This is a genomic window from Streptococcus australis, from assembly GCF_015553625.1.
Taxonomy (GTDB): domain Bacteria; phylum Bacillota; class Bacilli; order Lactobacillales; family Streptococcaceae; genus Streptococcus; species Streptococcus australis_B.
The window spans coordinates 106,797-132,356 of sequence record NZ_JADNGY010000004.1 but is presented as its reverse complement, the minus strand read 5'-3'; the positions used below and the strand labels follow the sequence as shown (position 1 = coordinate 132,356).

The window sequence follows — 25,560 nt, the reverse complement described above, 5'->3', positions numbered from 1 at the left end:
ACAAAAGAGAACCTCGCGGTTCTCTTTTTGTGTTTACGTCAATTCATTAAAGTCCCAGATTTGGTCCATCCAGCCTTCATAGAAGTCTGGCTCGTGGCAAACCATGAGGATCGATCCCTTGTACTCTTTCAGAGCCCGTTTCAATTCTTCTTTGGCATCCACATCCAAGTGGTTGGTCGGCTCGTCTAGTACCAAGACATTGTTTTCACGGTTCATCAAGAGACAGAAACGTACCTTGGCTTGCTCTCCACCGGATAACACCTGGATTTGGCTCTCGATGTGTTTAGTGGTCAAACCACAGCGAGCAAGGGCTGCACGGACTTCTGCTTGATTGAGAGCCGGAAAGGCATTCCAGACTGCCTCTAGCGGCGTCTGACGATTGCCACCTTCGACCTCTTGTTCAAAGTAGCCAAGCTCTAGGTAGTCTCCACGCTCGACTTCACCAGCGATTGATGGGATGATTCCCAGCAAGCTCTTCAAGAGAGTGGTTTTCCCGATTCCGTTGGCCCCGATGATGGCCACCTTTTGATTGCGTTCAAAGGTTAGATTCAAAGGTTTGGTCAAAGGACGGTCATAGCCAATCTGGAGATCCTTGGCCTGGAAGATAAAGCGTCCAGGAGTCCGGGCATTTTTAAATTCAAAGGAGGGCTTTGGTTTCTCACTTTGTAACTCAATGAGTTCCATCTTGTCCAGCTTCTTCTGACGAGACATAGCCATATTCCGTGTCGCCACACGTGCCTTATTGCGAGCTACGAAATCTTTCAAATCAGCAATCTCTTTTTGTTGCCGCTCATAAGCCGCTTCCAATTGCGATTTCTTCATTTCATAGACTTCGAGGAATTGGTAGTAGTCTCCGGAATAGCGGGTCAACTGCTGATTTTCCACATGGTAGACGATGTTGATCACATCATTCAAGAAAGGAATATCGTGGGAAATAAGGACAAAGGCATTTTCATAGTTCTGCAAGTAGCGTTTGAGCCAATCGATGTGCTCCGCATCCAAGTAGTTGGTCGGCTCGTCCAAGAGAAGGATATCTGGTTTTTCAAGGAGCAATTTAGCCAAAAGGACCTTGGTCCGCTGCCCACCTGAAAGGGCCGTCACATCGGTCTCCATGCCAAAGTCCATGACCCCAAGAGCACGCGCCACTTCATCAATCTTGGCATCCAAAGTATAGAAATCCCGACTCTCTAACCGATCCTGGAGCTCTCCGACTTCTTCCATGAGAGCATCCATATCCGCTCCATCCTCAGCCATTTCCATATAGAGGTCATTGATGCGAGCCTCTGCTTTAAAGAGTTCATCAAAGGCTGTCCGCAAGACATCGCGCACCGTTTGCCCTTCTTTTAGGACAGCATGCTGGTCAAGATAGCCAGCGGTCACATACTTAGACCACTCAACCTTCCCTTCGTCGGGTTGCATCTTGCCGGTCACGATGCTCATGAAGGTGGATTTTCCTTCACCATTGGCTCCAACCAAACCGATATGCTCTCCCTTTAACAAGCGGAAGGACACATCCTCAAAAATAGCCCGGTCTCCAAATCCGTGGCTTAAATTTTTCACCTCTAAAATACTCATGATTGACTCTCTTTCATTGATTTCACTCGTATGATTATATCATCTTCAAGACAGAATTAAAAGGGAGTCCAACTCCCTTTTCTCTTACAAACCTAAGTCCGCATATAGCTTCCGGTAACCCACTTGAACAACTTTTCCGTCCTTCACTAAGAGAGGGCGCTTGATCAGCATGCCATCGCTAGCTAAAAGGTCTGCCGCTTCTTCTATCGAAAGCTGATCCACCTTGTCTTTCAAGCCTAACTCCCGATACTTCATCCCACTGGTGTTAAAGAAGGATTTGATTGGTAGGGAAGACTCCTTGATCCAAGTTTGTAGTTGCTCACTGGTCGGGGTGTCTACCACGATATCTTGACTATCAAACTCACAGCCTAAGCTCGTTAACTCCGATTTCGCCTTGCGGCAGGTCGAACATTTTGGGTATTCAATAAATGATAACATCTTTTCTCCTTATTCTTTCCAAGATATGGCCTCATGTTGCAACAGCCAACGCTTGCGATCTAGTCCAGCAGCATAGCCTGTCAACTTTTTCTCCGTACCCAGCACCCGGTGACATGGGATAAGGAGGAGCAAGGGATTCCGACCTACTGCTTGACCGATGGCTTGGGCAGATTTGCAAGACAAGGCCCGGGCAATCTCTCCATAAGTCCGACTTTCCCCATAGGGAATCTGAGCTAGATAGGCCCAAACTCTTTGTTGAAAGTCTGTCCCTTGAGGAGATAGGGGAAAGGGCATGGAAGGATTTTCCCCTATAAAGTATCGATCCAGCCATTCAAAGACAGCTTCATGAAGTGGCTGACAAGCTTCTTCGATATGCTCAAGCCCCTGCTCACAATTGGCTTGGTCACAAAACCAGATCCCAACTAGGCTTTCCTCATCCACCACAACAGATAGAGGCCCCAAGGGACTCTGATAGAGTTGGCGATAAAACCTAGTCATTTTGAGACTGTTCTGCACGGTAGTCCCAACGATCATCTTCGCTAATCACTTGGAAGAGACTGGTTTCTGCCTTTCGTTTGATCTTCTGATAAGCGAGACGCACCCCATCAATTGGTACCTTCCCACAGTAATGGAAGCCTAACTTCTCTAAAAGGTGTTGCATGACCTTGTTGTCAGGATGGGTATCACAGCGAAAATCCGGGCCTTTCTCTCCTTCGATCAAGCCTTGAAGGAAGGTTTGGGCTACGCCTCGTCCAGCAGCTTCTTTGGCAACAGCGATCCGGTGAAAACTGATATAGAGATAGTTATCATGTTCCCATTTTCCATCATAAATGTCATTATAAGCTGCTTCATTTCCCTTGTAGAGAGTGGCATAAGCTACGACTTCTTGATTCTCTACAGCTACATAACCACGGCTTTCTAGGATATCCTCAAAAATGATTTCTTGATCCGGATAACCATCCTGCCATTGGTCCACGCCAGCTGCAGCTAAGCTATCCTTGCCATCTTGGATGATTTCCATAATCCGATTGATTTCATTGGGATAGGCCATTCTAATTTCCATCAGACTCTCCTTTTTCTTCCTCTTGGTGGTAACGGGCATAAAGTTCACTCTTTTGTAGCCCGAATTGTTTGGCAACCTGTTTAATCGCTTGGTTCTTTTTCATACCAGACTGGACCAGTAGATCAATCTCTTGGATCAGATCCACTTCTTCTAGATCTGGCTCCTGCTCACTGGCTCCCTCTACAATCAGAAGGCACTCCCCCTTGAGGGTATTTTCCTCTAGGTAAGCCACTAACTCTGTGATGGTCCCTCTCGTGTACTCTTCATAGATCTTGGTCAGTTCTCGGACCAGGACAACTGGACGATTCCCATAAACTGCCAGCATATTTTGAAGCGTCGCACGAACTCGGTGCGGAGACTCATAAAAGATCTGGGTCTCAGGATAGGCCAATTTCTCTTGGAAAAAGGCCTTTTGCTGCCCTTCCTTGCGTGGAAGAAAACCATAAAAAATATGGGGTTGGGGTGCCAGACCACTGGCAATTAGGGCAGTAATGCCGGCACTCGGACCAGGAACTGCCACAACAGGGATTTCTCGCTCAATCGCTGCCTTGACCAGGTCGTGACCTGGATCCGAAATACTAGGCAGTCCTGCATCCGAAACCTGGGCCAGGTCCTTTCCAGACTCTAAATGAGCAATCAAATCAGGGATTTTCTCCATAGCATTGTGCTCGTGAAAGCTGGTTTGTGGTGACGCAATCTCAAAATGCTTGAGCAAGAGTCCTGTATTGCGTGTATCTTCCGCCGCTATCAGATCCACCTCTTTTAGAGTTTGGATCATGCGGTAGCTCATGTCATCCCGATTGCCAATTGGGGTTGGCACTAAAAAGAGAGTCCCTGTCGCTCTATCCCCTTTAAAACTTCGTTGAATCTGCATGTTTACTCCCTAAATAACAATTCATCACAGAAAATACACTCTTCATCATTTTCACGACGTTGACCATAGGAGTCTGTACAAACATGAAATCCATCATTGTAAATTCTTTGTAAATTTTCACGACCATTGCGATGGAATTTAGGGGAGCTGGTTTTCTCCACTTCTCCTAAGCGCTCTCTCAATTTATCATTTTCAAGACGCAGAGTTGTATTTTCCTCGACAATGAGTTTGAGATTTTTCTTAATAGCTTCAACCTCTGCTAATGTAACCAGCAATTCCTGGGAGAAGCCATCCAAAGCATCAAATAATTCTTTTTTATTCATCTCTTTACCTTCTATTTTTCAACTGTAGGACCATATACTCGAGAGCATTTTGAAAACTCACATTCCGTTCCCACATCAGTTTGGCCAAGACCAATTTTTCTAGATAGTCTCTTCCTAAGGACTGACTGATGGAGCGTGCAAAGAGCAATTCCAACAAGCGAAAGGCTTGGGCCTGCTTTTCTTTATCATCCGTCTCTTGAACCAAGCGAGAGACCAGTAAGTAGATATGCGGATCTGCTTTTAGACAAGCTGCAACGAAACGCTCACACTCCCTCGCCAGATCGAAAAAGGAGGTATTCTGAGCGAAAATTTGAGCCTCTTGGAAACCTTGACTAAAGTTGGCTAACAGATCTGCTTGTTGAAGCAAGAGACCTTCCTGAAGGAGATACTCTTTTAGGAAATCTTGGTTTTTTGGAAAATGGACCTGCTGCGACCGACTTTTTATGGTCGGGAGAACCAGTTGCTCATCTGCTGTCAGCAGAAAAATATGAACTTCACTCTGAGGTTCTTCAATCACCTTGAGGAGGGAATTGGCCGCATTGACATGCATCCGGTCTGCATCGCAGATGATAAAGACTTGCTTGGATCCTTCGTAGCCTGACTGAGAAAAATGCTGGATCAAATCCCGGATCCGATCCGTTTTGATGATTTGATTGACCGGTCGGACAACCGTTACATCTGAGAATTCATCCTCTTCAATCAAGCGACAAGCCCGACAAGTCCCACAGGGCCAAACACCCTTCTTGTCCGTACAAAAGAGACTTTGGGACAAGAGCTGGGCCATCTCAAAACTGCCAAAATCTCCTGTAAAGAGATAGGCGTGGCTCAAGCGGTCCTGTTCTAAAATAGCTTGGAAGCGATCGACTAACTGAGGTTGAAGTTTTTGCACTTGTTCTAACTTCATTCACTAATCTCCAAGACTTCTTTCAATAATAGCCAAGTATCCTCGACCACCTGGTCAAAAGGTTGACTGGCATCAATTTTCACCACACGTTGTGGTTCTTTTTCGAGGATGGCCAGATAGCCTTGACGGACTTTCTGATGGAGACTGAGTCCTTCTAGATCCAAGCGATTGACTTCACGGCTAGCACTCTTAGCAATTCTCGCCAACCCTTCTTCTACATCAATGTCAAAGTAGAAGGTCCGATTGGGTTTCAGACCATCAGTCGCAAATTGGTTCAACCATTCAATATCTGCTACTGCTAATCCACGCCCAAAGCCTTGGTATGCTACCGAACTGTCGATAAAACGATCCATGATAACTAGCTTCCCTGCTTTCAAAGCTGGAAGGACACGTTCTGCCAAGTGTTGGCGACGACTGGCGATATAAAGAAGCAATTCTGTCTTGGGATCCATTTCCGTATGGGATGGATCTAGAATGACCTCGCGTATTTTTTCTGCTATTTCGACACCCCCTGGCTCCCGCGTGGTAATATAGGCAATCCCTGCCTTTTCCAAGCGTGGTAGCAAGGCTTCTAAAACGGAGGATTTCCCTGCACCTTCTGGGCCTTCAATTGAAATTAATGTTCCCTGTTTCATTCTCTTATCTTAACTTTCTATACTCATTTCTCTAGCATGCATCACTTCTTTTTATTTTACCAAAAATAGGGGTAAAAATCCTGTCCGAATTCGTGAAAATTGATGAAAATTATTTCCTATTTTTCATTTTTTTTGGTAAAATGTATGGTGAAAAATGAATAGGAGAACGAGCATGTTTAAGGCAAAAAATATTCTGGCCATTATTTTGGGGGCTGGCATTTTTTCTTTTGGAATCTTCTTTTTAGTCATTCCATTTCACTTTTATGAGGGAGGAGCTACAGGGATTACCCTGATTACCTACTACCTCTTTAAAATTCCCGTTTCGGTCATGAACTTGGCCATCAATATTCCCCTCTTTTTCCTAGCCTGGAAATTACTGGGGCTCCGATCCCTCTATCTCAGTTTGATTGGAACTTTTTCGGTCTCTATTTGGATGGCCATCTTCGAGCTGATCCCTGGAAGTCATCATCTTCAAACTGCAGTCTTTACGGCTCTTGACGGAGATATCCTTCTGGCCTGTATCGGATCAGGGGTTATCCTTGGAACTGGACTGGGGATTATCTTCAACGCTGGAGGAACAACAGGTGGAACCGATATTGTCGCACGTATCTTTAACAAGTACACGACGCTTTCCATGGGACGCCTCATGTTGATTGTGGATGCCATCGTCTTGACAACTGTTTTGATCGTCTTTAAGGACTTCCGAATTGCAGCCTACACCCTCCTCTTTATCCTGATTGACACCGTCGTCATTGATATCGTCGGTGAAGGAGGTTTTGCAGGAAAAGGATTCCTCGTTGTTACATCTAAACCAGATGAAATTGCCAAACAAATCACGACTGATTTGGGCCGAGGAGTCACCTTCGTAAACGGCATGGGCTATTATAGCCAACAAGAAATGAAGATTGTCTACTGCGTGGTTTCACGGAATGAAATGAAACAGATGAAAGATATCATCAATAAGATCGATCCATTCGCCTTCATTACCATTACAGAAGCCCATGAAATCCTAGGAGAAGGATTTACCTTGGATACCAACAAGCAACCCATTGCTCGCTAAGACAAATAAAGAGCCTGAGAGATTCTCAGGCTCTTTTATTATTAGAAGGCTTTTGCAGATGTGCGACTAATTTCGTCCACACGGATACCATTTTCTTCAAACTTCTTCTTGATGGCTTCAGTATCGGTAATCCCATCAATCTGAACTTCGATGACGACATGATCATCTTTGGTTGGGATATTGACTGTATTGGCAATATTGTATCCTTCTTCTACAATTAAATGAATGATTTGCTCTAGGACCCCAACCTTGTCTTCTGTCACGAAACGAACCCGCACTCCTTCTTCTCCATAACCGGATACTTCAAGGAAGGCACGGAAAACATCACGGTCTGTAATCACACCAGAAACTTGATCATTGTCCACGACTGGAAGAATGCCGACCTTGTTCTTATACATGAGGTAGGTCGCATCTTCTAGGCTAGCAAATTTCGAGACAGTGATCACGTCTCGGAGCATGACGTCCTTAACTTTGGTTTTGTTGAGTAGGTAATTCATTTCAAAAATGGAAAGACTGGTCGCTTTTGATGGACTAGCTTCTGCAATCGTTCCTTCTGTCACCAGACCAACCAATTTATCATTTTCAATAACCGGCAAACGGTGCAAGCCTTGTTCCCGCATCAAATCTGCCGCATGGGCAATGGTAGTCTCAGGACTAATGTACACTACTTTACGGGTCATAAAATCTTTAACAGCCATAATCATTCTCCTATGCTTTTATTAGTTTTATTATACTTGATTTTTAGTGGTATTTCAAACGCTTTCAGCAGTTTTCTCTTGTTTTCAAAATTCAGAATTGCCTAATAACCCTTGCATTCTCCCCATTGAAAACTAGATTTTTCCAATCGAAGCGAAACCATTTTTAAAGAGGCTGGGACAAAAGTCCTAGCCTCTCAATTGTCTTTGGATTGTCGAGCAAGACGCAGTGGTTGAGTGGGCTCTACTACGCTGATTTCATCAGCTTTTACAGCCCTACTCAACTGTGCGGAGGTGGGACGACGAAATCGAATTCTAACGAATGACCGATTTCTGTCCCACTCCCTTAACCTATTTATCCACCAAGGTAGGCCTTGCGGACTTCTTCTGAGGCTAAGAGTTCTTTTCCTGTTCCGGACAGAACGACTTTCCCTGTTTCCAAAACATAACCGCGGTCTGCGATAGAAAGGGCCTTGTTGGCATTTTGCTCAATCAAGAGAACCGTTGTTCCTTGTTTTTGAATATCTTGGATGATATCAAAGATTTCCTGGATAAAGATTGGGGCCAATCCCATGGAAGGTTCATCCAGAAGCAAGAGTTTTGGCGTCGACATGAGGGCACGACCCATTGCTAGCATTTGTTGCTCCCCACCAGATAGGGTAGCTGCATCTTGGTTCTTCCGTTCTTCCAAACGTGGGAAACGTGAGAAGACTTTCTTCAAGTTCGCTTGATTTTCTTCTCGATCTTTCTTCAAGAAAGCTCCCATTTCCAAGTTTTCCATAACGGTCAAGCCTGGAAAGACGTGGCGGCCTTCTGGAACTTGAGAGAGCCCAGCAGCTACAATTTTTTGAGCCGGAACCTTTTGAATCTCCTGACCCAAAAACTCGATTTTCCCAGCACTTGGACGCACCAAACCTGAAATGGTACGAAGAATAGATGTTTTCCCAGCGCCATTGGCACCGATCAAGGAAACAACTTCCCCTTCATTGACTTCGAAACTGACATCACGGACAGCCTGGATCATGCCATAGTGTACAGAAAGATTTTCAACTTTTAACATAGACATTAGGCTTCACCTCCTAGATATGCTTCGATTACACGTTTGTTGGACTTGATTTCATCTGGCGTACCATGGGCAATCAAACGACCATATTCCAATACATAAATCCGCTCTGTTACCTCCATGACCAAACTCATATCGTGCTCGATTAACATGATCGTAATATTAAATTCTTTTTGAATGCGACGGATTAGTTGGGTTAATTCTGCTGTTTCTTGAGGGTTCATCCCTGCAGCAGGTTCATCCAAGAAGAGGATTTTTGGCTCTGTAGCAAGGGCACGAACGATCTCCAAGTGACGTTGTTGTCCGTAAGCCAAGTTTTTAGCCAAAGTATCTGCTTCTTTTTCCAAACCGAAAATGGCTAACAATTCAAGGGCTTTTGCTTTCAAAGCTTCTTCATTCTTGTAATAGCTTGGCAAGCGGAAAAGACTCGCAAAGACATGTGGTTTGTGGTGGTTGGCAAAGGCAATCAAGACATTGTCCAAAACGCTCAAATCTTTAAAGAGACGAATATTTTGGAAAGTCCGTCCCAGACCACCTGCAGCGATTTTATAAGGTGCTTTACCATTTAATAGGTGACCATCTAAGGTAATGGTCCCTTCACTTGGTTCATATACTCCTGTTAGGAGGTTGAAGAGGGTTGTTTTACCGGCACCGTTGGGCCCGATCAACCCAACCAATTCCCCTTCATTGAGTTCCATGGTCACATCCCCAACGGCTGTCAAACCACCAAAGTTTTTTGTTAAATTTTTTACTTCAAGAAGTGCCATTAGTTAGCCTCCTTTTTTGAGAGTAGTTTTTTCAAGCTGAATTCCCATGTTCCAAGAAGACCACCTGGACGGAAGATCATCACGAGAATCAAAGCCAAGGAGTAAATGATCATACGAACGCTTGAGAAGTCTTGAAGCACCATGTTCAAGATCCCCAAGACGATGGCCGCCACAACTGTTCCTGACATCGATCCCAAACCACCGAAAACGACAATGATCAAGACATTAATGGTATTAGTAAAGGAATAATCTTTCGGAACGACAGATCCAATGAAACCTGCTTGGAGAGATCCTGCAATCGCTGCTGTGATCGCACCGAAAACAAAGGCGATAACTTTGACTTTGGTCGTATTAATCCCAACAGATTCTGCTGCAATTTCATCTTCACGAACAGAGAGGGTAGAACGCCCAATTGGACTGCGTAAGAAGTTGATGGTAAAGATGGTTGTAATCACGACAAAAAGGTAAACCAATTGCCAGGTTGTAAAGGCTGGCAAACCAAGGATCCCAGCGGCACCATTTGTCAGAGTACCACCATTGACAATCAGGATCCGGATGATTTCAGAAACCCCCAGTGTCGCAATCGCGAGGTAGTCCCCTTTCAAACGAAGGGTTGGAACCCCAACAATCAAGGCCACAGCACCTGCGATCAAAGCCCCTAAAACCATCGCGCCAAAGAACGCTCCATAGGTTGGTGATTTAGAACCGAGAATGGCTGCAGAATAGGCACCAATCGCCATAAATCCTGCATGACCGAGTGAGAATTGACCTGAAAAACCAACGATGAGGTTCAAACCAACAGCAAGGATGATATTAATCCCAATTTGTTCCAAAATTTGGATATAAAAGAGGTTGAGCACACCCGCTGCTACTAAGACTTGGATCAAGGCAAAACCTGCGACCAAAAGACCAAGCCAGACTAAATTCACTTTTAAATTTTGTTTCATGGCTTACACCTTCTCTTTCACATTTTTACCGAGGATACCTGCTGGACGGATGAGCAAGATCACAATCAAGATTGCATACACAATGGCATCACGGAAGTCTGAAAGACCGATCGCTGTAGCGAAGGTTTCCAACAAACCGATGACAAATCCACCTAGAGCCGCACCTGGAATGATTCCGATTCCACCAAGAACGGCTGCGACAAAGGCTTTGATCCCTGGTGTCATCCCCATCAAAGGCTCGATCGAGTTGTAATACAAACCGATCAAAACCCCACCAGCACCAGCTAAGGCTGATCCCAAAGCAAAGGTAAAGCTGATGGTCCGGTTTACGTTAATCCCCATCAATTGAGCGGCATCGCTATCAACAGATACAGCCCGCATGGCTTTCCCCATCTTTGTCTTTTGAATAATAAATTGAAGAGCGACCATCAAGAAAACAGACACTCCCAAGATCATCAACTGAATGTTGGAGATCGAAATAGGACCGAAGTTGTAACGAACAGTTTCAATGACTTGCGGGAAGGAACGGGTATTGGCCCCTACAAAGAAGACCATCCCGTATTCGAGCAAGAAGGAAACCCCAATGGCTGTAATCAAGGCTGCAATCCGAGTTGAATGGCGAAGCGGACGATAAGCTAGGTATTCAATCACAACCCCTAAAATAGCTGTCCCGACCATAGCCAGAAGCAAGGCTACAAAGAAGTTAACCTTCAATGAGTTCAATAAGAAATATCCCATAAAGGCACCTACCATGTAGATATCCCCATGGGCAAAGTTGATCAATTTGATAATTCCATACACCATAGTATAACCAAGGGCCAAGAGTGCATAGACACTTCCCAAGATTAGACCGTTCACTAATTGCTGGAGCATTTGAACCATCCTTTCTAATAATAAAGAGCGAGGCCAGGAATTTTCATTCTCCCAGCCTCTTGTACAAACAACAAATGATAATTAAGGTTTAACCGACTCAACTGACTCAACTTTACCATCTTTTAAGCCAATCATAAGTGCAGATTTAACCGGATTATGGTCTTTGTCAATAGACATTGTACCAGTAACACCTTCCAAGTCTTTCAACTTCGCAAGGTTGTCTTTCAATTCGACAGAGTTCTTAGCACCTTTAGATGCTTCTGCAACCATGTAAACTGAATCATACGCCAAAGCTGCAAACATTGAAGGTTCTTCGTTGTATTTTGCTTTATAAGCTTCTACGAATTTCTTGGCTTTATCAGTCATTTCACCTTCAGTAGAGAATCCAGCTACGTAGTAGATGTCTGTAGCTGCAGCAGGTGTTGCTTGTTCAACGAATTTAGCATCGCTAAATCCATCACCACCAATGATTGGTTGTTTGATTCCCATACCACGTGCTTGGTTTACGATTTTACCAGTTTCAGTGTAGTACCCTGGAAGGACAATCGCATCGAAGTCTTTGTCTTTGATTTTTGTAAGAGCAGCTTGGAAGTCTGTATCCTTAGATTGGAAAGTTTCTGTTGCTACGATTTCACCTTTATAAGATTTCTTAAAGGCTTCAGCAATCCCTTTAGCATAGTCAGATGAATTATCGTAGTAAAGAACAACTTTCTTCGCTTTCAAGTTATCCGTTGTATATTTAGCAATGATTTGTCCTTGGAAGCTATCGATGAAGGTTGCACGGAAAAGGTAATCTTGACCTTTTGTCAAATTATCTTGTGTTGCTGATGGTGTTACCAATGGAACACCTGCTTTACCAGCATTCGCAACAGCTGCGGCAGTGGCACCTGAAGTAGCAGGCCCTACAAGAGCGTTCACTTTTGATTGAGTGACAAGGTTTGTAGTGATTGTAGCTGCTTCAGCTGTTTCAGATTTGTTATCTTTGTCTGTGACAACAATCTTCTTCCCATCAGCTCCACCATTAGCATTGATTTCATCAACGGCTAATTGAGCACCTTTTTGTTCAGCACTACCATATGCTGCTACTTCACCAGTTTTTTCAAAGTTAAAACCGATTTTTAGTTCTTTTCCGATTTCGTTACCAGTTGTGTTTGAACCTGAAGTTGAAACTTCACCACAGGCCGCAAGAAGAGCGACACTTGCAATTGTTAAAAATGAAAGAGCAAATTTTTTCTTCATTTGTAATAATCTCCTTAAATAATCTTAAAATAAATAGATATTAAGAATATACCGAATTATCTGACAATTGTCAATATAAAAAACGCAATCCTTTAAATGATTGCGTTTTCTACTTGTGTTTCATCCTGTTGACGATGCAAACTTCCTACAAAATCACGATCCAATTCTTGAATATGGCAAATTTGAACCTTCTTTACAAAGCGTTCTTTTTTTAATTGCTGCATAATTTCAAGAACTTGAGAACTATCGACATAGACCTGGACATAGCGCATTTTTTTGGAATGATAGATCACATCCCCAATTTCCTGTAATTTCTTTGCATCTCGATTATAATACAATTTTACAATTAAGCCTGTTCTAGCTTGCTTCTCAAACATACACAATCCCTTTCTGCTTCTGTTACAAGTATAGCAAATTTCAGGTAAAAATACTATCTTTTTCTAGAAAGTAAAGAATGTCCTAAAAAAACCTCTCCTGTCAAAGGAGAGGGCTGGATAGTTAAGATTTCTTATCCGAGATTGTTGTTAGCCATGATTTCATCGATGAAACCATAAGCTAAGGTTTCTTCTGCAGTCATCCAATTATCCCGTTCTGCATCAGCGTGGATTTTCTTGATGGTTTGACCTGAATTTTCTGCCAAGATTTTTTCCAATCTGTGACGTGTTTTCAAGAGGTGTTCTGCTGCAATGGCCATATCCGTTTGTTGAGTACCGCCACCAGTACCACCCATTGGTTGGTGGATCATGTACTCAGCATTTGGCAACATGAAGCGTTTGCCTTTGGCACCACTTGATGCAATCACAGTCCCCATTGAAGCGGCCATCCCCATGACGATGGTTTGGACGTCTGATTTGATAAAGTTCATGGTATCGACGATTGCCAAACCTGCAGAGACAGAGCCTCCTGGCGTATTGATATACATATAGATATCTTTGGTATTATCTTGGGCATCCAAGAAGAGCAATTGGGCAATAATCGAATTGGCCATTTGGTCTTCTACCGGTCCTGTCACCATGATAATACGGTCTTTTAAGAGGCGTGAGTAAATGTCGTATGAGCGTTCGCCACGACTAGTTTGTTCAATTACTACTGGAATCATTCATTCATCTCCTTTTATCCATTATAACCGGCACCATCTCACGAGTTTCATCCGGTTGATTCGAGAGGCTAGCTCTCCTTCCATTCTTTATAAAAGCTATTATATCCCATTGGTCAACAAAGGTCAAATTTTTACTTTCCTAAAGATGGATTGGAAATGTGCTTATTTGGTACCAAACAAACGGTCCCCAGCATCACCTAAACCTGGAACGATATAGCCGTTTTCGTTGAGGCGTTCATCCAAGGCTGCAGCAAAGATTTCGACATCTGGATGAGCTGTTTGAAGAGCTTCCACTCCTTCTGGTGCTGCAACCAAGCAGACAAACTTAATATGGCTTGCACCACGTTTCTTTAATGAATCGACCGCTAGGATTGCAGATCCCCCAGTCGCCAACATTGGGTCTACCACAAAGATTTGACGTTGGTCGATATCTTCTGGCAATTTCACCAAGTATTCAACTGGTTTCAAGGTTTCTTCATCCCGGTACATTCCGATGTGACCAACTTTAGCAGCGGGTACCAAACTCAAGAGTCCGTCTACCATCCCGATCCCTGCACGAAGGATTGGAACAATCGCTAGTTTTTTACCAGCAATCTGTTTTTGAACTGTTTTTGTAATTGGTGTTTCGATTTCTACATCTTCAAGAGGAAGTTCGCGCAAAACCTCGTATCCCATCAACATAGCAATTTCATCTACTAATTCACGAAAAGCCTTTGTAGAGGTATCAGTCCGACGCAAAATAGACAATTTATGCTGAATCAGTGGATGTTTAATAACTTCAAGTTTTCCCATTGTGGTTCCTTCTTTCTCTATATTCATCTTATTATATCAAAAAGGAAGAAAAAGGCCTACAAATATGCAAACCTTTTCTTTTCTTATTTTAATGACTATCTTATAGCCACTCCTTGTACTTGCCAATATAATAGTGTTTGACCAGGGTGACACTTGCCATATAAAGGAAGAGGATTCCCGCCAGTAATAGGAAGTAAAGACTATTTAGTGGCGCTACTTTCAACAAGGAAGCCAGTGGGCCATATGGTAGGAAGGTCACAAAGAGGGCCCCCAATAAAGTCGTTGCCATGACTGCAAGGGCTGGCCAACTTTGAACAAAAGGCAATTTTGGAGAGCGGAGCATATAGATGACCATAGTTTGGGACCACATGGACTCGATAAACCAGCCGGTTTGAAAGAGCATGATGAAGAGTCCCGCACTGTCTGCTCCATGGACATAGCCATAGCCTGTAATCATAGGTACGATGATAAAGTAGAGAGCGATAAAGGTCAAGATGTCAAAGACAGAGGAAATAGGACCAAACCAGGCCATAAAGCGGGTAATGGATTTTGCTTCCCAAATCCGAGGTTTCTTCAAGAAGTCCTTATCCACTCGGTCAAAAGGCAAGGCGATACAGGAAAGGTCGTAAACCAAGTTCAAAACGATGAGATGGATAGGGGCCATCGGAAGGAAAGGAAGGAAAATACTGGCAAAGAGAAGAGAGAAGATATTCCCAAAGTTGGAAGAAACGGTCATCTTGATGTACTTGGTCATGTTGGCATAGACTTTGCGTCCTTCTACCAAGCCTTTTTCAAGGACCATCAAGTCCTTATCCAGAAGGATAACATCTGCTGTTTCTTTAGCAATATCAACGGCTGTATCAACCGAGATCCCCACATCTGCCACCTTCATGGATGGAGCATCGTTGATACCATCTCCCATATAGCCGACCTTGTGGCCATTTGCTTTGAGTTGAAGGATAATGCGTGCTTTTTGATCCGGAGACAATTTTGCAAAGACGGTAGTGGTTTCGACTGCCTGGGCCAACTCTGGATCAGAAAGACTGTCAATATCGCTACCCAGCAAAATGCGGTCCACATCCAGACCCACCTTTTCACAGACAGCTTGGGTCACTTTTTCATTGTCACCCGTAAGGATTTTAGTAGCAACTCCGTATTCCGCAAGGGTATTGATGGCTGGTGCTGCGGATGGTTTTGGTGGATCCAAGAAGGCTAGGTAACCCGTCAAGATCATGTCTGCTTCATCTGCCACTTCAAAGGCATAGCCTTCCTCAAGATTTGATTTGTAACTAACCCCTAGCACGCGCAAACCTTGTTCATTCAGTTGAGCTACTTCTGCCAAGACGTCTTCCCGCACTTGGTCTGTCAGGGGAATAATCTCATCCTTGTATTCCACATAGTTAGAGACTGCTAGCATTTCTTCCAAGGCTCCCTTGGTGACCATGCTCACGACTCCCTCCTCATCTTTGACAATGACACTCATCCGCCGGCGTTCAAAGTCAAAAGGCAATTCATCAATTTTTTGGAAGCTTTGGTCCAAGCCTCTGACAATCTCATGTTTCTTAGCTTCTCTTTCTGTCCGACTGATAATGGCCCGGTCCATCAAATTTTTTAGGCCGGTTTGGAAGTAAGAATTGAGATAGGCCCGACGAAGGACAGACAAATCCAAGTCCCCATGAATGTCGAGGGGGTATTCGAGTACAATCTCATCTTGGGTCAAGGTTCCTGTCTTGTCCGTACAGAGGATATCAATAGCGCCTAGATCTTGAATAGCGTTGAGCTTTTTGATGACCACCTTTTCTTTGGCCATGATAATGGAACCCTTGGCCAAGCTGGCTGTGATAATCATTGGGAGCATTTCCGGAGTCAAGCCCACCCCTACACTGAGGGCAAAGACCCCTGCTTCCAGCCAGTCCCCATCTGTCAAACCATTGATAAAGAAGACGATGGGTACCATGACCATCATGAGTCGGATCAACAACCAAGAGATGGTGTTCATTTCTCGTTCAAAAGAGGTTGGTTCATCATACGTATTGATGGTTTGCTCAATCGCTCCCATCATGGTTTCATCCCCAACGACCAAGACCAAGGCTGTTGCTCGACCCGAGATGACATTGGTCCCCATGAAAGCTAGACTTTCACTCTCCAAAAGACTGTCCAGATTTTGGCCACTTGCTTTTTTCAAGCAGACTTTTTCGACAGCATCGCTCTCTCCAGTCAAACCGGATTGTTGGACGAAGAAGTCTCGTGAATCCAACAAGACCACATCTGCTGGGATCATGTCGCCTGCACTCAGTTTGATCAAGTCTCCCACCACAATCTCATCAATGGGAATTTCTTCTTCCTTGCCTTCTCTAATCACTGTTGCTGTATTGACAATCATGCGAGAAAGGTTGCTAGCAGCCTTGTCACTTCGCAATTCTTGGATAAAGCGAATCCCTCCAGAGAGAAGGACGAGAACGACGATGATGAGAGAGGTCGTTGGATCTTCCTCACCTGGTTTGGCTAACCAAACATTGGTCACCAGAGAAACAAGAGCAATGAGCAGTAAGATGACTGTGAAGGGATTGATGATGGATTCAACAATCCGTTTCCAGATAGAATCATCTTGCCCCTTTGTGAGGACATTTTCTCCATAGCTATCCCGGTTTTCCTCTACTTGGTCTTCCGTCAAACCAGACCAGCTAGATTGATAGGTTGCTAAGGTTCTTGTTTCTACATCTTGCAATGCAGCTATGAGTCTTTCTTTTGTTGTTTGCATTGGAATCTCCTTTTAAATCAGGAGCCAAACGCTTATAGAGTCCCGATGACACAAATCAGCGATTGGCTGGCTATGTGCGGTTCGGGATGATCGTCGATTTGTATCATAGTGTTCTCCTTTTCTACTTGATAGGTGAGAGGCTTCTTAAGCATAAGAAAAAAGCCCTCCCCTTTTATAGGTAGGACTCATTAAACTCGTCGTTTATTTTTTAATAAAAATTCTCAAAAAATAGACCGTCCAAGCTTTAGCTCCGCAAGGCAATGAAATGAGCTTAGTCTTGACCTTTGCGATCAGGACTGTTGACCAACGAGTAGTGTCTCCACTGCTTTGCGGTAGTCATCCGTATCCTTGTGGTAGCCTCACCTACCGTTATTCCCCTTGAGTATACTCCTCCCCTATAGAAAAGTCAACCCTTAAAATCAACCTTTTTTAGGAAAATTTGTTACGATCCGATCGACAATCTCTTGGACTAGGGTTTTCGGAGCTGCCACATTCAAACGGGCATGTTGCTTCCCTTCTACTCCAAAGTCTGTCCCTTTATTAAGGATGACCTTAGCCTGGTCATGAAGTCGAGCATGGAGTTCTTCCTCTGACAAACCGTAGGCAGAAAAATCAAGCCAGAGCAGATAGGTCCCTTGCGGTTTCATCACACCAATGTCTGTCTGCTCACGCAAAACTTCTACAGTGTAGTTGATATTTTCTTCCAAGACTTCCTTTAAGTCCTCTAACCAAGCCTTTCCATTCTGATAGGCTACTTCGGTAGCGATAAAGCCAAGGGCAGATATTTCATGTTGATTGTTTCCCAACTGCCGAGCTTGGAAAGATTTTCTTAGTGCATCATTTTCGATGATGGCATAGGAATTTTTTGTCCCTGCGATGTTGAAGGTTTTGGTCGCACTCGATAAGACAAGGGTGAACTCTTTAAAGCTTGGATCTACTGTATTAAAAGAAACGTGCTTGTGGCCAAACAGTACCAAATCTTGGTGAATTTCGTCTGAAACAAGCAAGACCCCATGTTTTTGACAGAGACGACCAATCTTTTCTAGGACTTCTCGTTCCCAGACACGACCGCCTGGATTATGAGGATTGCACAGGATGTAGAGCTTGACTTGGTGCTCCACAAAGTCTTTTTCCAATTGCTCAAAATCAATTTGGAAAAGTCCATCCACTTCTACTAAGGAATTGGTCACTAATTTGCGCTGATTGAGGCGGACGCTACGGGCAAAGGGGGGATAAACTGGCGTATTGATGAGAACAGCCTCTCCTTCCTTAGTGAAAGCCTGAATAGCCGTTGAAATAGACGGAACCACACCCTCCATAAAGACAATGGCTTCCTTCTCAAACACATATCCATGCTCTGACTTTTCCCAATTCTGAACAGCCTGGTAAAGCTCCTCGCTAGGATAGGTGTATCCGTAGACCAATTGATCTGCGTAATCTCGAATGGCTTGGCGAACCGCAGGCAAGGATTCAAAATCCATATCTGCAATCCAAGCAGGAAGAAGTTCTGGATCTTGCTCTGACTCCTTCCATTTGCTAGTGTGGTGCCCCAAACGATTAGGGACAGTCAAAAATTGTTCTTTTCCCATGATGGACTCCTATCTAGCCAATGCTTGTTCTAAATCCTCAATCAAATCCCTTGCATCTTCAATTCCGATGGAAAGGCGAAGCAAGTCATCCGTTAACCCATAGGAATGACGAACCTCTGCAGGAATATCTGCGTGGGTCTGTGTAGTTGGGTAGGTAATCAAACTCTCCACTCCACCTAAGCTCTCTGCAAAGGTAAAGACTTGCAAGTGGTTCAAAATGGTTGGAATCTTTTCTTGGTGGCTTACTTTAAAGGAAACCATGCCTCCCTTGCCGGTATACAAGACTTCCTTAACAGCTGGATGCCCCTTCAAGAATTCCACTACCTTCTTCGCATTTTCTGTGGAGCGCTCCATTCGAAGGGCTAAGGTTTTTAACCCACGGATCAATTGGTAGCTGTCAAAAGGAGAAAGAACAGCTCCAGTTGTGTTTAAGTTATAAAAGAGTTGCTCATAGAGACCTTCATCATCAGTCACTACAACACCAGCCAAAACGTCATTATGACCCGCTAGATATTTGGTCGCTGAGTGAAGGACGATATCTGCTCCTTCTTCAATTGGACGTTGGTAGATAGGGCTATAGAAGGTGTTGTCTACAATCACTTTTGCCCCTTTTTCATGAGCGAGTTTAGCTAATTTCTGGATGTCAAACTCCAGCATGAGTGGGTTAGTAGGCGTTTCAATATAGAGAATATCCACTTCCTCTTTCAATCCCTCTATCAATTCTGCTTCTGAATTTGCATAGGTAAAGAAAAAGCGTCCTTCTTGTTCCATTTGGTTGAACCAACGGAAAGAACCTCCATAAAGATCTCTTACTGCCAAAACCTTACTGCTAACAGGAAAAATACTGAAGGCTAAGACAATGGCAGACATACCTGAGCTCGTCACCAAGGCATGCTCTGCACTCTCAATAGCTGCCAAGGTCTTTTCAGCGTTTACCCGAGTCGGATTCTTGGTACGGATATAGTCAAAACCAGTAGATTGACCAAACTCTGGATGCTGGTAAGTGGTTGAAAAATGAAGCGGAGTAATCAAAGCCCCTGTTGCTGGATCCGACTTGATTCCCGCTTGAGCTAGGATGGTGTTAATATTCTTTTTGTGACTCATACAAACCTCCAATGGACGTAAATTCAATTGTCTCTATTGTATCACTTCTTTAGATGATTCGGTTTTTCCTTTTTCAAGAGCTAGATATAGCTTCAAACTATAATGAAAAAAAGAGGTGGGATAGCCCCAACCTCTACTGGTTATGAAATATGAAATTTATTTCGAAGACTAGCTGCCTTGCTACCAATGAAGCGATCTAAGAAACGAAGACGAAGACCGAGGCCTCCGTATACCACGATTCCCACACCACCAATCAGAGCTACATAAATCATGCTGGTCACTCGACCATTTGGTTTGATGACCAAGCCAAGGATAAAGCCTGCAACTAGGACCACCAAGAGCATGATCAAGGTGAGAATGGCTGTCAATAAGCTCCGTTTGAAGACTGTCTTGCGATTGAAATGAGTCACCTGATGAATTTCCTTGTACATAAGAACAATCGGAATCATGAGACCAATTGTAGTAGAAAGAAGAGGACCATAGGCTTTAAAGACATAAATGAACGGTACTTGGAGAATCAGTTTTACCAATACTCCATAGCCAAAGTAAAGAATTGCCTTCCGATTTTGGAAAAGAGCCTGGATCATTGGAGAGAGAACCGTATACAAGCCTAGGATGACCGTTTGTAACATCGCTAGGATAAAGAGTCCCAAAGCAAGGGAATCTGGTTTCCCGTAAAAGACCGTATAGAGAGGTTCTGCAATAGCTACAGCTCCAATCGTCGCTGGAAGCAAGAAGGCTACTAGCATGGTCAAATTATCTTGAACCAGCTTACCTGCAGCCCGGAAATCACCCTTGACATAGTTCTCTGTAAGGAGAGGGATTCCCACCCCACCGATCGATGTCGCAACTGCAATTAAAATCATGGTGATTTTATTTGGATTTGCTGAAAAGTAGCTGAACTGAACCAAGAGCTCTGAACGACTGAAGTTGGTAAACCAAGACATGACATTGCTATAGGTCATCTGGTCGATAATTTGGAAGAGCTGGATGGCTGATCCTGTTACAATGAACGGAATCGCTTCACGAATGGTATCCCACAAGAGAGCCTTAGTATCGATCTCATTATCAGACTCTGGTCGATGGATAATGTGCTGTAGAAGTCCTGTTTTCCAGAGGTAATAGAGGAGGACAAGGAGACTCGCTCCCATCCCAATAAAGGCTGCAAAAGTGGACTGGGTCACGGCTTCAACGTAATCACCTGAGCCGACCTTCATAATGAAGTAGGCTGTCAAGAGCATCCAGATAACCCGAATCACTTGCTCAGCAATTTGACTGATGGCATAAGGTTTCAGATTGTTATGACCTTGGAAGAAGCCTCGAATGACACTCATGGAAGGAAAAATCAAGACTGCCCAAGACAAGCTCTGCATGACAGGGATTAGGTCTTTCCCACCTCCAGACAGATTTGCAAATACTGGGGAAAGCACATACATGATAATAGCAAAAACCAAGCCCAATAAAGACATGAACTTAAGGAAGCCACGAATCATGGCAAAACTGTGCTCTTCTTGCCCCTTGGTATTGTACTTGGCCACCTGCTTAGCGACTGCTACTGGGACGCCTGCTGTTGAAATCAGCAAAAACCAAGCGTAGATATTGTAGCCCATGGTAAAGAGACCGTTTGCCTCTGCGCCATGCTTGCCCATCCAGATATACCAAGGGATGATATAGGCCGCTCCTAAGAGACGACTAATGAAATTACTGGCTGTTAACCAGACTGTACCTCGAAGCATCTGGGCCTGTTGATTACTTGTTTCGTTACTCATATGTTTCCTCTGCTTTATAGTCTTCTTTCATTATAAACTTTTCCTTTACACTTGTAAAATAAGGTCTTTCAGTTTAAAATAGGATTATGATAAAGATAGAAACTGTACTAAACATTTTAAAAGAGGATCACAACTTTCGTGAGATCCTACAAGACGGAGAATACCACTATTCAGCAAGTGGTGTTTCTTTTAATCAAATTAGCTACGATAGTCGAAAGGTCAACTCCGAGACCCTCTTTTTTGTCAAGGGGGCAAATTTCAAGAAGGAATTTTTGGAGCAAGCGATCGAGCAAGGTCTCCAGTGGTATGTCGCTGAGCAAGACTTTGAGGTCAGCATCCCAGCCATTATCGTTACGGATATCAAACAGGCTATGAGCTTGATTGCCATGGAATTCTATGGCCACCCTGAGCGCCAGCTAAAACTCTTAGCTTTTACAGGGACCAAGGGCAAAACGACTTCTGCTTACTATGCCTACAAGATTCTTGAGCAAGGCCATCGTCCTGCCATGCTATCCACTATGAACACAACCTTGGATGGCAAGACCTTCTTCAAATCAACCTTGACTACCCCAGAAAGTATCGATTTGTTTGAAATGATGGCCCAGGCAGTTGCCAATGATCGGACTCACCTGATTATGGAGGTCTCTAGTCAGGCCTATCTAGTCAAACGTGTTTACGGACTCACATTCGATGTTGGTGTCTTCCTCAACATCAGCCCTGACCATATTGGACCGATTGAACATCCAAGTTTCGAAGACTACTTCTACCATAAACGTCTCTTGATGGAAAATAGTCGTGCTGTTGTCGTCAATAGTGATATGGACCATTTTAACATTCTTGCGGAGCAGGTAGCTGAGCAAGACCACGACTTCTACGGTAGTCAATCGACCAACCAAGTCCACAACTCAAAAGCCTTTAGCTTTTCTGTCACTGGCAAGCTGGCAGGGGATTATGATACCCAGCTCATCGGCCACTTCAATCAAGAAAATGCTGTAGCTGCAGGTCTCGCCTGCCTTCGTCTAGGAGCGAGTCTTGAAGACATCAAAAAGGGGATTGCCAAAACCCGTGTTCCTGGCCGGATGGAAGTCTTGACTCAAAAGAATGGAGCAAAAGTTTTTATTGACTATGCCCATAATGGAGATAGCTTGAAAAAACTGCTCTCTGTTGTTGAAACCCATCAGACAGGAACGATTTCACTGGTCCTTGGTTCAACTGGGAATAAAGGAGAGAGCCGCCGCAAGGACTTTGGCTTGCTCTTAGAAGACCATCCTGAGATCCAAGTCTTCCTCACAGCGGATGACCCCAACTATGAAGATCCTTTGGCTATCGCTGAAGAGATTAGCAGTTTCATCACGCGCCCTGTCGAAAAAATCGCAGATCGCGAGCAAGCCATTCAACTAGCTATGGCAACGACCAGCAAGCCTGAAGATGCCGTCATTATCGCCGGAAAAGGAGCTGACTGCTACCAAATCGTCAATGGCGTAAAAGAAGAATATCCAGGCGATGCCGCCATCGCTGAACGTTACCTATAATCAAACGAAAGAAGAGGCTGGGACAAAAGTCCTAGCCTCTCAATTGTCTTTGGATTGTCGAGCAAGACGCAGTGGTTGAGTGGGCTCTACTACGCTGATTTCATCAGCTTTTACAGCCCTACTCAACTGTGCGGAGGTGGGACGACGAAATCGAATTCTAACGAATTACCGATTTCTGTCCCACTCTCTTTCTATTGTTTACTAAACATCAGTCTTTCCTTATCCAAGTCCACTGCTAATTCATATTTGCCTTCATCATTTTTGCGGATATAGCCTAAGACTTCTAAGCTATCAACAAAGATGTCTCTGCGCTTTTGCTGGACTTCTTCTTTTTTGAGGAACTTGAGCAAAAAGCTGGTCATATACTTGAGAGCATACTCGGGATTCACATCGCCCAAAATAGCATAGAGTTTCTCTTGCTCCTCCGTCAAAGGATATTGGTGTTTCACCTTGTAGAAGTAATTGGAAAGTGTCTGTGCATGTCGTTCGAAGTCAGTCTCCTCTATCAAAATCGCTGCATTGGTAGTATTGCGGAGTTCTGTTTGGAAGACCTTGGCTTTTAATTCTTGATAAACTGCACTGTCCTCTCGAACAAAGACCTCTTGATCCAGTTCAACTCGATCAGCTGACTCTAAGAAAGGCAAATTGAGAGTGTAGCGTTTATTTTCTCGAAGGATGAAGCCCGCTTTGATATACTCCTCCATCAGCTTATCCACTGGTTGATCTGGAAATTGGGCCTTGATTTGCCGCAGGATCACATCATCCTGCTGGTCCAGATAGTTGATCAAGTCCTTGAAAAATGGCTGACGTGTCAAACGTGTGGGATTAATGATTGTAATCATCCAAATACCTTTCTTTAAACTGTAGATGGGGTGATTGAGCTAACTGACTCGGGTTAGTCCCAAGCTGATCTAGGGGAACGGCTAGGCCAAGTTCCTTGTAGTAATCCAGCCAGAACGGACTAATCTCCTCTTCCCCATCTCCAAACTTCATGGGAATGGTCTCAAAAACAGGGAGTAGTTCAGCGATGAACTGGGAACAATAGAAACCTTTTCCATCTGGATAAAAGGACGCATTGTAGGGAGCTCCTAAAAGGCTCTCTGCTCGCTTTTTGACTTCTTCGTAATCAATCGCCGTATAGCGATAAAGGTCATAGACTTTTCCAGCTTCAAAGAAATCTTCGGGTGACTGGGAAAGAACGCCACCTTCCACCCTAGCATGATAGACCTGTCCGTCCAAAAAGATAGCCACATGGCTATAGTTGCCAGTTGATGCCTGGATGGCTTGCCCTATATCCGAATCATCTTTCACAAAGATTAAATCACCATTTTCTAGCATATTTCTCTCCTAGAAAAAAAGGAGCCAAAACTCCTTTTTAACAATGGGTATCCCCATCTATCATTAAGCATTAAAGCTTTCAGTCAATTGAGGAACCACTTGTTTCTTACGTGAAACGGCACCTGGAAGGAAGGCATGGTTGTTTTCAAGTTTGAAGTTGAAAGCTGCTTCTACCTTATCCATGTTGGCACCAAGCGCCAAAATTTCTGAGTTTGAGTTGACAATGTCTGTAATCATCAAAACGAAGTCAGAGTAGCCGTTAGCTGCATTGGCAGCTTGGATAGCTGCTTCGATTTCAGCTTGGCGTTCCAAGACTTCAGCAATATCAACTGTATTCACTTGAGCCACACGAACGTTGTTTCCGTTCAATTCAAAAGTCTTAGCATCGATGTCGATCAATTCTTCTGCTGATTTGCTTGCCAAGTTGGTACCAGCCTTAAGCATGGCAAGACCGTATTCTTCCAAGTTCACACCAGCCAATTCAGCCAATTCAGGCGCAATCACTTTATCAGATGGGTGAGTTGTTGGAGATTTCAAAAGAAGGGTATCTGAAATCAAACCTGAAAGCATCAAACCTGCCAATTCTTTTGGCACTGCTACACCATGTTCTTTGAACATGCGGTATACGATAGAAGATGCTGATCCTACTGGTTCCAAACGCATGTAAAGTGGGCTGGCAGTTTCAAAGTTAGCCACACGGTGGTGATCCACTACACCGTAAACTTCTACTTCAGCGATATCTGAAACAGATTGTTGGAACTCATTGTGGTCCGTCAAGATGACTTGCTCTGCACCTTCTGCTTTAGCTGATGTGATGACGCGTGGTGCTTCCACACCAAAATAGTCCAACACGAAAGCTGTTTCTTCATTTGGAGTTCCAAGAGCCACTGCTTCTGTATCCAAACCGTAAGCTTCTTTTGCAAGATAAGCAAAGGCTACAGATGATCCGATAGCATCTGAGTCAGGATTTTGGTGACCAAAAACGAGAATTTTTGACATGTTTCTACCTCTTCATTTTCATTTGTATATTCACTCTATTTTAGCACGTTTTTTCGTTTAAAGAAAGGGAATAGTGATGCTTTTCATCAGAAAAAGACAGCTGGAAGGACCAACTGTCTCG

Annotated in this window: 26 protein-coding genes and 1 riboswitch; of the genes, 2 read left to right on the top strand and 24 right to left on the bottom strand. The window is 44.0% G+C overall.

Features of this window, described 5'->3' with window-relative positions:
• Positions 1 to 33: 33 nt before the first annotated feature.
• The 8 genes from I2D56_RS04825 to tmk all read right to left on the bottom strand — a co-directional run bounded on the left by I2D56_RS04825 (position 34) and on the right by tmk (position 5,812).
• Positions 34 to 1,575, bottom strand: coding sequence for an ABC-F family ATP-binding cassette domain-containing protein (locus I2D56_RS04825; protein WP_129270253.1), 1,542 nt, complete (start codon positions 1,573 to 1,575; stop codon positions 34 to 36).
• A gap of 84 nt (positions 1,576 to 1,659) precedes the next feature.
• Positions 1,660 to 2,013 carry an arsenate reductase family protein gene (locus tag I2D56_RS04820; protein WP_129270251.1) on the bottom strand — a complete coding sequence of 118 codons (354 nt, stop codon included), beginning with the start codon at positions 2,011 to 2,013 and terminating at the stop codon, positions 1,660 to 1,662.
• Positions 2,014 to 2,022: 9 nt separating this feature from the next.
• Positions 2,023 to 2,511: a methylated-DNA--[protein]-cysteine S-methyltransferase gene (locus I2D56_RS04815; protein ID WP_126404657.1), complete on the bottom strand. Its 489-nt coding sequence runs from the start codon at positions 2,509 to 2,511 to the stop codon at positions 2,023 to 2,025.
• Positions 2,504 to 3,076 (bottom strand): GNAT family N-acetyltransferase, encoded by a 573-nt coding sequence (locus tag I2D56_RS04810; RefSeq protein WP_195348087.1) that lies wholly within the window; start codon positions 3,074 to 3,076, stop codon positions 2,504 to 2,506. The genes I2D56_RS04815 and I2D56_RS04810 overlap by 8 nt, the downstream gene beginning before the upstream one ends.
• On the bottom strand, positions 3,066 to 3,950 hold the full coding sequence (gene rsmI, locus I2D56_RS04805) for a 16S rRNA (cytidine(1402)-2'-O)-methyltransferase (protein WP_129270249.1): 885 nt from the start codon (positions 3,948 to 3,950) through the stop codon (positions 3,066 to 3,068). The genes I2D56_RS04810 and rsmI overlap by 11 nt, the downstream gene beginning before the upstream one ends.
• Positions 3,951 to 3,952: 2 nt before the next feature.
• On the bottom strand, positions 3,953 to 4,273 hold the full coding sequence (yabA, locus tag I2D56_RS04800; protein WP_195348086.1) for a DNA replication initiation control protein YabA: 321 nt from the start codon (positions 4,271 to 4,273) through the stop codon (positions 3,953 to 3,955).
• Positions 4,274 to 4,277: 4 nt separating this feature from the next.
• The gene (locus I2D56_RS04795) at positions 4,278 to 5,177 is read right to left on the bottom strand and encodes a DNA polymerase III subunit delta' (RefSeq protein ID WP_195348085.1); all 900 of its coding nucleotides are present in this window, start codon (positions 5,175 to 5,177) and stop codon (positions 4,278 to 4,280) included.
• Positions 5,174 to 5,812 carry a dTMP kinase gene (tmk, locus tag I2D56_RS04790; RefSeq protein ID WP_048715350.1) on the bottom strand — a complete coding sequence of 213 codons (639 nt, stop codon included), beginning with the start codon at positions 5,810 to 5,812 and terminating at the stop codon, positions 5,174 to 5,176. The genes I2D56_RS04795 and tmk overlap by 4 nt, the downstream gene beginning before the upstream one ends.
• 172 nt (positions 5,813 to 5,984) lie before the next feature.
• Here tmk and I2D56_RS04785 point away from each other — a divergent pair, with 172 nt between their 5' ends.
• Positions 5,985 to 6,872 carry a YitT family protein gene (locus I2D56_RS04785; RefSeq protein WP_048689693.1) on the top strand — a complete coding sequence of 296 codons (888 nt, stop codon included), beginning with the start codon at positions 5,985 to 5,987 and terminating at the stop codon, positions 6,870 to 6,872.
• 41 nt (positions 6,873 to 6,913) lie between these two features.
• On the opposite strand, the gene I2D56_RS04780 is transcribed toward I2D56_RS04785, so the two are convergent.
• From I2D56_RS04780 to I2D56_RS04720, 13 genes are all read right to left on the bottom strand, one after another.
• A complete protein-coding gene (locus I2D56_RS04780; protein ID WP_023024035.1) occupies positions 6,914 to 7,570 on the bottom strand; it encodes a CBS domain-containing protein in 657 nt (218 codons plus the stop codon).
• A 352-nt stretch (positions 7,571 to 7,922) separates the two neighbouring features.
• Positions 7,923 to 8,633, bottom strand: coding sequence for an ABC transporter ATP-binding protein (locus I2D56_RS04775; RefSeq protein ID WP_120701719.1), 711 nt, complete (start codon positions 8,631 to 8,633; stop codon positions 7,923 to 7,925).
• Positions 8,633 to 9,397, bottom strand: a complete 765-nt coding sequence (locus tag I2D56_RS04770; protein ID WP_156676914.1) for an ABC transporter ATP-binding protein — start codon at positions 9,395 to 9,397, stop codon at positions 8,633 to 8,635. The genes I2D56_RS04775 and I2D56_RS04770 overlap by 1 nt, the downstream gene beginning before the upstream one ends.
• Positions 9,397 to 10,344: a branched-chain amino acid ABC transporter permease gene (locus I2D56_RS04765; RefSeq protein WP_048715359.1), complete on the bottom strand. Its 948-nt coding sequence runs from the start codon at positions 10,342 to 10,344 to the stop codon at positions 9,397 to 9,399. The genes I2D56_RS04770 and I2D56_RS04765 overlap by 1 nt, the downstream gene beginning before the upstream one ends.
• A gap of 3 nt (positions 10,345 to 10,347) precedes the next feature.
• On the bottom strand, positions 10,348 to 11,217 hold the full coding sequence (locus tag I2D56_RS04760) for a branched-chain amino acid ABC transporter permease (protein ID WP_155170044.1): 870 nt from the start codon (positions 11,215 to 11,217) through the stop codon (positions 10,348 to 10,350).
• An 81-nt stretch (positions 11,218 to 11,298) separates the two neighbouring features.
• Positions 11,299 to 12,456, bottom strand: a complete 1,158-nt coding sequence (locus tag I2D56_RS04755) for an ABC transporter substrate-binding protein (RefSeq protein ID WP_006595827.1) — start codon at positions 12,454 to 12,456, stop codon at positions 11,299 to 11,301.
• A 92-nt stretch (positions 12,457 to 12,548) separates the two neighbouring features.
• Positions 12,549 to 12,833, bottom strand: a complete 285-nt coding sequence (locus I2D56_RS04750; protein WP_129270245.1) for a DUF2129 domain-containing protein — start codon at positions 12,831 to 12,833, stop codon at positions 12,549 to 12,551.
• Positions 12,834 to 12,964: 131 nt separating this feature from the next.
• Positions 12,965 to 13,555: an ATP-dependent Clp protease proteolytic subunit gene (locus I2D56_RS04745; RefSeq protein ID WP_023024046.1), complete on the bottom strand. Its 591-nt coding sequence runs from the start codon at positions 13,553 to 13,555 to the stop codon at positions 12,965 to 12,967.
• Between the two features lie 162 nt (positions 13,556 to 13,717).
• A complete protein-coding gene (gene upp / locus I2D56_RS04740; protein ID WP_048689715.1) occupies positions 13,718 to 14,347 on the bottom strand; it encodes a uracil phosphoribosyltransferase in 630 nt (209 codons plus the stop codon).
• Between the two features lie 100 nt (positions 14,348 to 14,447).
• Positions 14,448 to 17,108, bottom strand: coding sequence for a magnesium-translocating P-type ATPase (gene mgtA / locus I2D56_RS04735; RefSeq protein ID WP_195348084.1), 2,661 nt, complete (start codon positions 17,106 to 17,108; stop codon positions 14,448 to 14,450).
• A 223-nt stretch (positions 17,109 to 17,331) separates the two neighbouring features.
• Positions 17,332 to 17,486: riboswitch (M-box (ykoK) riboswitch) on the bottom strand.
• Between the two features lie 41 nt (positions 17,487 to 17,527).
• On the bottom strand, positions 17,528 to 18,697 hold the full coding sequence (locus I2D56_RS04730; RefSeq protein WP_195348083.1) for a MalY/PatB family protein: 1,170 nt from the start codon (positions 18,695 to 18,697) through the stop codon (positions 17,528 to 17,530).
• A gap of 9 nt (positions 18,698 to 18,706) precedes the next feature.
• Entirely contained in the window at positions 18,707 to 19,801 is a 1,095-nt protein-coding gene (locus I2D56_RS04725; RefSeq protein ID WP_195348082.1) for a cystathionine gamma-synthase, read from the bottom strand.
• Between the two features lie 140 nt (positions 19,802 to 19,941).
• A complete protein-coding gene (locus I2D56_RS04720) occupies positions 19,942 to 21,570 on the bottom strand; it encodes a putative polysaccharide biosynthesis protein (RefSeq protein WP_195348081.1) in 1,629 nt (542 codons plus the stop codon).
• Positions 21,571 to 21,656: 86 nt separating this feature from the next.
• Here I2D56_RS04720 and I2D56_RS04715 point away from each other — a divergent pair, with 86 nt between their 5' ends.
• Positions 21,657 to 23,102: a UDP-N-acetylmuramoyl-L-alanyl-D-glutamate--L-lysine ligase gene (locus I2D56_RS04715; RefSeq protein ID WP_195348080.1), complete on the top strand. Its 1,446-nt coding sequence runs from the start codon at positions 21,657 to 21,659 to the stop codon at positions 23,100 to 23,102.
• 191 nt (positions 23,103 to 23,293) lie between these two features.
• On the opposite strand, the gene I2D56_RS04710 is transcribed toward I2D56_RS04715, so the two are convergent.
• The 3 genes from I2D56_RS04710 to I2D56_RS04700 all read right to left on the bottom strand — a co-directional run bounded on the left by I2D56_RS04710 (position 23,294) and on the right by I2D56_RS04700 (position 25,439).
• Complete coding sequence (locus tag I2D56_RS04710; RefSeq protein ID WP_195348079.1) at positions 23,294 to 23,944, bottom strand: DUF1803 domain-containing protein; 651 nt, start codon at positions 23,942 to 23,944, stop codon at positions 23,294 to 23,296.
• A complete protein-coding gene (locus tag I2D56_RS04705; RefSeq protein ID WP_195348078.1) occupies positions 23,928 to 24,440 on the bottom strand; it encodes a YiiX/YebB-like N1pC/P60 family cysteine hydrolase in 513 nt (170 codons plus the stop codon). The genes I2D56_RS04710 and I2D56_RS04705 overlap by 17 nt, the downstream gene beginning before the upstream one ends.
• A gap of 63 nt (positions 24,441 to 24,503) precedes the next feature.
• A complete protein-coding gene (locus I2D56_RS04700; RefSeq protein ID WP_003005572.1) occupies positions 24,504 to 25,439 on the bottom strand; it encodes a manganese-dependent inorganic pyrophosphatase in 936 nt (311 codons plus the stop codon).
• Between the last annotated feature and the right edge of the window lie 121 nt (positions 25,440 to 25,560).

Bases quoted from the DNA above. Each gene is read 5' to 3' on its own strand.
- I2D56_RS04825 (WP_129270253.1), bottom strand. From the start codon at position 1,575: ATGAGTATTTTAGAGGTGAAAAATTTAAGCCACGGATTTGGAGACCGG.
- I2D56_RS04820 (WP_129270251.1), bottom strand. From the start codon at position 2,013: ATGTTATCATTTATTGAATACCCAAAATGTTCGACCTGCCGCAAGGCG.
- I2D56_RS04815 (WP_126404657.1), bottom strand. From the start codon at position 2,511: ATGACTAGGTTTTATCGCCAACTCTATCAGAGTCCCTTGGGGCCTCTA.
- I2D56_RS04810 (WP_195348087.1), bottom strand. From the start codon at position 3,076: ATGGAAATTAGAATGGCCTATCCCAATGAAATCAATCGGATTATGGAA.
- rsmI (WP_129270249.1), bottom strand. From the start codon at position 3,950: ATGCAGATTCAACGAAGTTTTAAAGGGGATAGAGCGACAGGGACTCTC.
- yabA (WP_195348086.1), bottom strand. From the start codon at position 4,273: ATGAATAAAAAAGAATTATTTGATGCTTTGGATGGCTTCTCCCAGGAA.
- I2D56_RS04795 (WP_195348085.1), bottom strand. From the start codon at position 5,177: ATGAAGTTAGAACAAGTGCAAAAACTTCAACCTCAGTTAGTCGATCGC.
- tmk (WP_048715350.1), bottom strand. From the start codon at position 5,812: ATGAAACAGGGAACATTAATTTCAATTGAAGGCCCAGAAGGTGCAGGG.
- I2D56_RS04785 (WP_048689693.1), top strand. From the start codon at position 5,985: ATGTTTAAGGCAAAAAATATTCTGGCCATTATTTTGGGGGCTGGCATT.
- I2D56_RS04780 (WP_023024035.1), bottom strand. From the start codon at position 7,570: ATGGCTGTTAAAGATTTTATGACCCGTAAAGTAGTGTACATTAGTCCT.
- I2D56_RS04775 (WP_120701719.1), bottom strand. From the start codon at position 8,633: ATGTCTATGTTAAAAGTTGAAAATCTTTCTGTACACTATGGCATGATC.
- I2D56_RS04770 (WP_156676914.1), bottom strand. From the start codon at position 9,397: ATGGCACTTCTTGAAGTAAAAAATTTAACAAAAAACTTTGGTGGTTTG.
- I2D56_RS04765 (WP_048715359.1), bottom strand. From the start codon at position 10,344: ATGAAACAAAATTTAAAAGTGAATTTAGTCTGGCTTGGTCTTTTGGTC.
- I2D56_RS04760 (WP_155170044.1), bottom strand. From the start codon at position 11,217: ATGCTCCAGCAATTAGTGAACGGTCTAATCTTGGGAAGTGTCTATGCA.
- I2D56_RS04755 (WP_006595827.1), bottom strand. From the start codon at position 12,456: ATGAAGAAAAAATTTGCTCTTTCATTTTTAACAATTGCAAGTGTCGCT.
- I2D56_RS04750 (WP_129270245.1), bottom strand. From the start codon at position 12,833: ATGTTTGAGAAGCAAGCTAGAACAGGCTTAATTGTAAAATTGTATTAT.
- I2D56_RS04745 (WP_023024046.1), bottom strand. From the start codon at position 13,555: ATGATTCCAGTAGTAATTGAACAAACTAGTCGTGGCGAACGCTCATAC.
- upp (WP_048689715.1), bottom strand. From the start codon at position 14,347: ATGGGAAAACTTGAAGTTATTAAACATCCACTGATTCAGCATAAATTG.
- mgtA (WP_195348084.1), bottom strand. From the start codon at position 17,108: ATGCAAACAACAAAAGAAAGACTCATAGCTGCATTGCAAGATGTAGAA.
- I2D56_RS04730 (WP_195348083.1), bottom strand. From the start codon at position 18,697: ATGGGAAAAGAACAATTTTTGACTGTCCCTAATCGTTTGGGGCACCAC.
- I2D56_RS04725 (WP_195348082.1), bottom strand. From the start codon at position 19,801: ATGAGTCACAAAAAGAATATTAACACCATCCTAGCTCAAGCGGGAATC.
- I2D56_RS04720 (WP_195348081.1), bottom strand. From the start codon at position 21,570: ATGAGTAACGAAACAAGTAATCAACAGGCCCAGATGCTTCGAGGTACA.
- I2D56_RS04715 (WP_195348080.1), top strand. From the start codon at position 21,657: ATGATAAAGATAGAAACTGTACTAAACATTTTAAAAGAGGATCACAAC.
- I2D56_RS04710 (WP_195348079.1), bottom strand. From the start codon at position 23,944: ATGATTACAATCATTAATCCCACACGTTTGACACGTCAGCCATTTTTC.
- I2D56_RS04705 (WP_195348078.1), bottom strand. From the start codon at position 24,440: ATGCTAGAAAATGGTGATTTAATCTTTGTGAAAGATGATTCGGATATA.
- I2D56_RS04700 (WP_003005572.1), bottom strand. From the start codon at position 25,439: ATGTCAAAAATTCTCGTTTTTGGTCACCAAAATCCTGACTCAGATGCT.